Source organism: Oceanobacillus luteolus (assembly GCF_023715655.1).
Lineage (GTDB): Bacteria > Bacillota > Bacilli > Bacillales > Amphibacillaceae > Oceanobacillus > Oceanobacillus luteolus.
The window spans coordinates 57,375-64,124 of sequence record NZ_JAMBON010000017.1 but is presented as its reverse complement, the minus strand read 5'-3'; the positions used below and the strand labels follow the sequence as shown (position 1 = coordinate 64,124).

Here is a 6,750-nt window from a genome sequence, read left to right as displayed (position 1 = left end):
AATACTAAGAATCGGGCACTACAGTCAATGGCAAGCAGCAAAGCTGTGGCTGCTCTCACACTATGATTTCAAATAATATTACTACTGGTCGAAAATATGCTTTTACACAGAATTATGGACTTGACTGGATGATAGACCGAATGAGTGCTCAACTCTTCTGTTCGGGCGTTCATAACGAGGATGATAGACCGAATGAGTGCTCAACTCTTCTGTTCGGGCGTTTATAACGAGGATGAGCGACCGAATGAGTGCTCAACTCTTCTGTTCGGGCGTTCATAACGAGGATGAGCGACCGAATGAGCGCTCAACTCTTCTGTTCGGGCGTTTATAACGGAGATGAGCGACCTGATAAGCGCTCGACTTTTCTGTTCGGGCGTTTATAACAGGGATGAAGGACCGAACAAGCGCTCAATTTTGTCATTCGGGTCATAATAACAAGAATGAAGGACCGAGCGAGCGCTCAACTTTCCTATTCGAGCGTTTATAAATAACCGTCTATCAAAAAAAGCAGTGAATCCAATGATTCACTGCTTCATAACTTCATTATTTAAAATAAGGGTTGCCTTTCAGTCCAATCCAGTTGTCGGTTTGCTCTAGTTGGTGTGCCAACTGCAATAGGCGGTGTTCTTCACCTTTTGATGCGATGACTTGAACACCGAGCGGTAACCCTTCTTCTGAAACATAGACCGGCATAGACATCGCTGGCTGACCTGTTAAGTTCGCCAACATGCCGAATGGAGTATATGTCAGACTTGGAAGGAACATATCATATACGAGCTGTTGCTGTTCTGCTTGATTACCTTCATGGATCTTTCTTAAGTACTCTTCCCGCTTTTCATCACTAGTCTCCAACTGTCCAATCTTCGGGGCAGTATCTGCTGTGGCTGGTGTAATGTAGAAATCATAAGTTTCATGCAGTTTCGCCATCTGAGCCGCGGCTGTGTCCCATGATGCAAGACTTGCAGAAAAGTCAGCCCCAGAGATGGATTTACCAGCGACATGCATGAGCCAGCCTTCAAGTTCAATATCATCTTCTGTTATTTCACGGCCGATCGCTTGCTCCAAACCTTTTACAGTCATGTTCATTTCTCCGCTGTTCATGATGTAATAATCCCGCATCAACTGGATTCCATCAACACCATTATCCCGCTCTTCCACTTCATGACCTTCTGATTCCAACCATTTGACGACTTTCAAGACCGCATTTTTCGCATGCTCTGAAACTGGTGTGCCCACTGGTGAAGCAGTTGTGTATGCGATTCGTAACGGTTTCTTGTTTTCCATGTTCAATGCCTCTTGATAATTATCGACAAACACCGGTGCATGGAAAGCTGCTTCAGGCTGGAAGGTCTGCAATGCATCCATCATTGCTGCTGCATCCCGGACCGTTTTTGTCAGCATAAAATTAATCGATGCCCCTTGCCAATCACGACCCGCGCCTGGTCCAACAGGCATTCTTCCTCTAGTAGGCTTTAAACCAAATAGTCCGGAGAAAGAAGAAGGTATTCTGATTGAACCCCCTCCGTCACTTGCTCCTGCTACCGGAACAACACCTGAAGCAATAGCAGCCGCAGCTCCACCGCTGGAACCGCCTGGAGAATATTCTGGATTCCAAGGGTTCCTAGTAGGTCCATATAATTTAGGTTCTGTTATATTTTTCAATGCGAATTCCGGTGTATTTGTATGCCCTAAAAATACAAAACCTGATTCTCGTAATTTTTTCACAAAATTAGACTCGCCTTCTGCTACATAATTGGCAAGTAGTTTAGACCCGGAACTTAAAATTTCACCCGGGAGTGATTGTGAAACGTTTTTCAACATGGTTGGAACTCCTGCAAAAGGTGTTTTACCAACCTCTATCTTTTCCGCTTCCTGTAATGCTTTTTCTTTCCTGATACTGGTAGCCAAGTTAAGCTCTGGCTGAACCTTTTCCAGCTGTGTCAGTGCAATTTCCGTCAATTCTTTCGGTGTGACTTCTTTATTCTTTAAGAGTTCTGCTAGTCCTACTGCATCGTATGCTGCGTATTCTTCAAATCTCATTCTGTCACCTCATAAAAGTAATGTAATCTTTTTCATTGTATCACCGTTAACGATAATTTTCAGAATTTAAGATTACTACTCTATTGAATCGTTTAACTTAATGATGAAAGCTTCCATCTCCCTATCAACGAAAAGATAAAGTTCCGTCTCTCTGGTGATGTTCAATAAATTGCGGAATTCTGCAGGAATCGTTAAAGTTCCTTTATTCGATAGATTGCGTTGATTTTTATTCGCATCGTTTTGCGAGTGATAAATCCAAATTTCCTCACCTTGCAAATGCAATTCCATTAGGGTGCCAGGTTCAAAACCAAGTTCTGTCCGTTCTTTTTTAGGCAAACTAATTGTACCTAATTTAGATGCTCTAATCTTCTTAAGGAAATCCATGCCGATCACTCCAATGCTTGCTTTTCCTTATAATATATAAACCTGCAACATAATTATATATGAATCGGTATTTGATTGTTTAGTTGAATAGTAGATTCTGTCACTTCGCAGTCATAGGCAAGCAGTTGCACTCCTTTGACCGCAGCCTCCTTCAACATTTGATAAAACGCAATATCCATATCCTTATACGGTGTGAAGAGATGACATCCACCCATTTGAACAATAAAAAGAATGGTCGCCTCAAATCCTTCATCTTTTGCCTGGATTAATGTATTGACATGCCTTGTCCCTCTAGTCGTCGGTGCATCCGGAAACATGGCTACACCATCCTGTTCTAAAGTTACTCCCTTTACTTCAATAAAACCCGGTATTTTATCCCGATAATAAAAAAGATCAAACCGGCTGCTTTCATAGCGGACTTCCCGTTTGATATCAGTAACTCCTACGAATTGCATTAACTTTCCCTTTTTTAAAGCCTCATAAACGACGCTATTAGGTACCTGAGAATCAATATTGACCCACTTTTCTTCCTTCTTAGCAGCAATGATCGAATAACGGGTTACTCGCTTTGGATTATTCGAGGGTTCCAATGCAACTGTTGCACCAGGCTTTAACACTTCAATTAAACGTCCAGTATTTTTAATGTGTACCTTTTCCAGTTGCCCATCAATAAAGACTTCGGCTACAAACCGGTTCAGTTTCCTTGAAAACTCTCCAAATTTTACTTCTAGGTAACGCATCAATTTACACCCGGGAACCAACCTGGTACTGATAAAATGACTTTCCAAAACCGTTCCGGAATATCCAGCCTATCTTTGGCATGTAAATCAAGCACTGTTTCGATTTCCGAATATTTTCCTTCCTTCGTTTTCTCTACCCATTCAGGGTCAATCACTAAAGCTCTTCCTAGAGCTAAAAAGTCAACTCCCGATTGCATTGCCTTAAATGCATCTTCAGATGTACGGATTGAACCAACGCTAACTAATGGAACTCGATTATTGATCTGCTCCAAAAGTAAGTCAATCCTTGTTCTGTCTGAATCAGCACCTCTTCTCGCCTTTGACCAAAACTCGCCAAGCGAAACGTGCAAATAATCCAAATCCTTTTCAGCAAGTACATCAATAAATGGCAATGTTTCCGCCATCGTAATTCCTGGTGTATCAGGCTCTTCAGGTGAGAACCGGTATCCGACAATAAATGGTTCATCTGCATGTTCACTTACCGCCTTCTGCACAGAATCAATAACTGCAAGCGAGAATGTCATTCTTTTCTCTAATGTACCGCCGTACTTATCATTTTTACGATTTGCGTGCGGCGAAAAGAATTGTTGAATCAGATATCCATTCGCACCATGGATTTCCACGCCATCAAAGCCGGCTTTAATCGCCCGAACTGTAGCCTTCCCAAAAGCTTCAATGATTTCTTCTATTTCTACGGTTGTTAATTCTCTCGGCGTCGGACCTGGCATTCCACGACTTTCCGCCGGAATATTACTTGGTGCTGTAATATCTCCATCAGGTACCAGATGTGGTCTGCTTAATCGCCCTGCATGGAATATTTGAAGTATCGCCTTTGCACCGCCAGACTTTATAGCTTCTGCAACTCGAGATAAACCGGGAATCAGTGCATCTCGATCTACACCGACTTGCCCATCAAACCCTTGACCGCCGGGTGTTACATGAGCTACAGCGGTGACGACTGCACCAACCCCTTGGGAGCGGCGACGATAATAAGTAATTTCATCTTCATGTATAGAACCATCAGGATTAGATGAATAATTTGTCATTGGCGCCATAAATAATCTATTTCGAACTTCCATTCCACTTTTAAAAGTATAGGGTTTCCAAATTCGTTCTTCGTTTGCGTTCATTATGGTAACCTCCTATGTATTTTTTCAGTGTTCATTCGTAAGGATAACATGTTCTATTGCTTTGTTAAATTTTAAGAGCATCTATTTGAATTTTAAGAAATGATATGAAAAGATAGAGCTACTATCATACTTTAATAAGAACTTTCGGTTGATACAAGGAGGACGCCTTCTATGACAGCATTAATGGATAAAATAAATACCAAAATCATCCCTTTAGAAATAGAAACACCTAATATGCTAAAAAGCATCAATTTTTATCTCGTCAAAAAAAGCGAATCGCTTTTCCTCATTGATGCTGGTCTTGACAATGATTCATATTGGGAATATCTACAGCACACTTTACAGGTTCATGGTTTTGAACTGAGCGATTTAACGGCTATACTATTAACGCATCATCATTTCGATCATGTAGGGCTTGTACACCGGATCGCAAAACTACAGGACACTCCAGTTTATATCCACCCATATGCTTTACCAAAACTAAAAGGTGATCCTGAATTTTTATATAGAAGCTACCAATTCTTCCTTGAAATAACCGAGAAATTTAACACTGGCAGCTACGGTCGGGAACAGGCGGATGCCCGATACGATAGACAAATGAATAAAACCAAAACGGCGTTAGATTGGAATGTGCATGCCATAAATTCTGATAATTTATTCGGCTTCCAGGTCATCGGAATTCCTGGCCACGCACCGGATCAAGTAGCATTTTATTTACAGGATGAGAAAATTATCTTTCTTGGGGATTTGCTTATCGACCATTTAAGAAGTAATGCTTTCGTAGAGCCCGCTTTTGACGGCAGTCCGATTGCTGCATTAGAACATCATATCGGTTCCTTGAAAAAAATTATTGAGTTAAAACCAGAAATTGCCTTGTCAGGTCATGGCAAAGTGATTGAAGAGCCTGTAAAGCTGGCTCAAAGAAGACTGGATGCAATCGATGCGAAAGCAAGAAGTTTCCTCTCATCAATTGAGGCAGATATTAGAACGGGAAGCGAAATTGTTAAACAACGTCATCCAAATAAATATGAAAAAATTTTCTTCACCCTTCTTTCCGATGCATTGAGTTTCCTGCACTATTTAGAAGCAAAAGAAGCAATCACCAAAAAAGAAAGAAATGGTGTATGGTATTGGGAACCAGGGCCAAAAGAGTTTAACATGTGAAGTTATTATATTTTCCCACTTACTTATGATATTAACCAAAAAACGCATGAACTTTAGGAACAAGCGCTCCTGAATTTCATGCGTTTCTCATGTTTTATTGATTTTTTTCAAAGTACCCACATACAACATGACCGACTGCTTTTGCTGCTACAAGGATGGAATCTTCATCAATATTAAATTTAGGATGATGGTTGAAATATGGTTCTTTTACTCCTTTTGGTGTACATCCAATAAAGAAGTAGCAACCAGGTATTTTTTCCAAGTAATATGCAAAGTCTTCTGATGGTGACAATGCTGGATATTCTTTGATTTCTTTAATATCCTTATCATTCGCCTCTTTTAAAGTTTGTACAACAAAATCTGTGTACTCTGGGTCATTATATAGAGGTGGATAATCCGGTTCGTAATCTAGAATACATTCAACACCGAATTGTACTCCAATTCCCTCTGCAATCCGCTTCAATTCTTTTTCAATTACTTCACGGCTCTCCTTACTCATATAACGGATATCCCCTTCGATTTCAACACTGTCTTTTATGACGTTAAATGTTCCTTTCCCGTCAAAGGAACCAATCGTAATCACCCCAACATCCATTGGGTTCAGTCTGCGGCTGACGATTGTTTGAACAGAGGTCACAAAATGGGCTCCCGCAACGATTGAGTCATTCGCTTTATGTGGAGATGAGCCATGCCCACCCTGACCTTGTACTTTCAATTTAAAATAAGATCTGCCGTTAAAGGAATAACCGCTATGATAACCAACAACACCAGCTTCATCCATTGGAAGGACATGAATCCCAAATATCGCATCCAAGTCGTCAAGCTTTCCAGATTCGACGATACTTTTTGCTCCACCTGGCGGAACTTCTTCTGCGTGCTGATGAATGATTTTTACCGTACCGTTCAAATCATCTTTCAACTGTATGAGACAATCTGCAAGGACCATTAAGTATGCGGTGTGAGCATCATGACCACATGCATGCATGACTCCTTCATTTTTCGACTTGAATGGTACATCTGCCTCTTCTTGTATCGGCAGCGCATCAAAGTCTGCCCGCAGTCCGATCTTTTTGCCTGATTTTCCACCGGTAATGGTCACGATAATACCGTAACCATTACCGACATTTGTTTCTATTTCAACATCTTTACCTTTATAAAAATCTGCTATATACTGCGCTGTTTTTTCTTCCTCAAAGGATATTTCTGGATATTCATGAAGATGGCGTCTGATTTCAATCATTTCTTCTTTACGCGCTTCTAACATTTCCATTAATTGGCTTCTCATTTGAACC

Annotated in this window: 6 protein-coding genes; 1 reads left to right on the top strand and 5 read right to left on the bottom strand. The window is 40.9% G+C overall.

What is annotated here, in order from left to right; translation table 11 throughout:
• Nucleotides 1–543: 543 nt before the first annotated feature.
• From M3210_RS11490 to M3210_RS11475, 4 genes are all read right to left on the bottom strand, one after another.
• Nucleotides 544–2,040, bottom strand: a complete 1,497-nt coding sequence (locus M3210_RS11490; RefSeq protein ID WP_251514475.1) for an amidase — start codon at nt 2,038–2,040, stop codon at nt 544–546.
• A gap of 75 nt (nt 2,041–2,115) precedes the next feature.
• Nucleotides 2,116–2,424, bottom strand: a complete 309-nt coding sequence (locus tag M3210_RS11485) for an AbrB/MazE/SpoVT family DNA-binding domain-containing protein (protein ID WP_251514474.1) — start codon at nt 2,422–2,424, stop codon at nt 2,116–2,118.
• A 53-nt stretch (nt 2,425–2,477) separates the two neighbouring features.
• Entirely contained in the window at nt 2,478–3,164 is a 687-nt protein-coding gene (sfsA, locus tag M3210_RS11480; protein ID WP_251514473.1) for a DNA/RNA nuclease SfsA, read from the bottom strand.
• On the bottom strand, nt 3,164–4,294 hold the full coding sequence (locus M3210_RS11475) for an NADH-dependent flavin oxidoreductase (protein WP_251514472.1): 1,131 nt from the start codon (nt 4,292–4,294) through the stop codon (nt 3,164–3,166). The genes sfsA and M3210_RS11475 overlap by 1 nt, the downstream gene beginning before the upstream one ends.
• A 171-nt stretch (nt 4,295–4,465) precedes the next feature.
• Here M3210_RS11475 and M3210_RS11470 point away from each other — a divergent pair, with 171 nt between their 5' ends.
• Nucleotides 4,466–5,458, top strand: coding sequence for an MBL fold metallo-hydrolase (locus tag M3210_RS11470; RefSeq protein WP_251514470.1), 993 nt, complete (start codon nt 4,466–4,468; stop codon nt 5,456–5,458).
• A 94-nt stretch (nt 5,459–5,552) separates the two neighbouring features.
• Here the strand turns inward: M3210_RS11470 and M3210_RS11465 are convergent, their stop codons facing one another.
• Nucleotides 5,553–6,743 (bottom strand): amidohydrolase, encoded by a 1,191-nt coding sequence (locus tag M3210_RS11465; protein WP_251514469.1) that lies wholly within the window; start codon nt 6,741–6,743, stop codon nt 5,553–5,555.
• Nucleotides 6,744–6,750 lie beyond the last annotated feature (7 nt).

What these genes read in the sequence shown, in the direction of transcription:
- M3210_RS11490 (WP_251514475.1), bottom strand. Translation starts at nt 2,040, where the DNA reads ATGAGATTTGAAGAATACGCAGCATACGATGCAGTAGGACTAGCAGAA.
- M3210_RS11465 (WP_251514469.1), bottom strand. Translation starts at nt 6,743, where the DNA reads ATGAGAAGCCAATTAATGGAAATGTTAGAAGCGCGTAAAGAAGAAATG.
- M3210_RS11475 (WP_251514472.1), bottom strand. Translation starts at nt 4,294, where the DNA reads ATGAACGCAAACGAAGAACGAATTTGGAAACCCTATACTTTTAAAAGT.
- M3210_RS11485 (WP_251514474.1), bottom strand. Translation starts at nt 2,424, where the DNA reads ATGGATTTCCTTAAGAAGATTAGAGCATCTAAATTAGGTACAATTAGT.
- M3210_RS11470 (WP_251514470.1), top strand. Translation starts at nt 4,466, where the DNA reads ATGACAGCATTAATGGATAAAATAAATACCAAAATCATCCCTTTAGAA.
- sfsA (WP_251514473.1), bottom strand. Translation starts at nt 3,164, where the DNA reads ATGCGTTACCTAGAAGTAAAATTTGGAGAGTTTTCAAGGAAACTGAAC.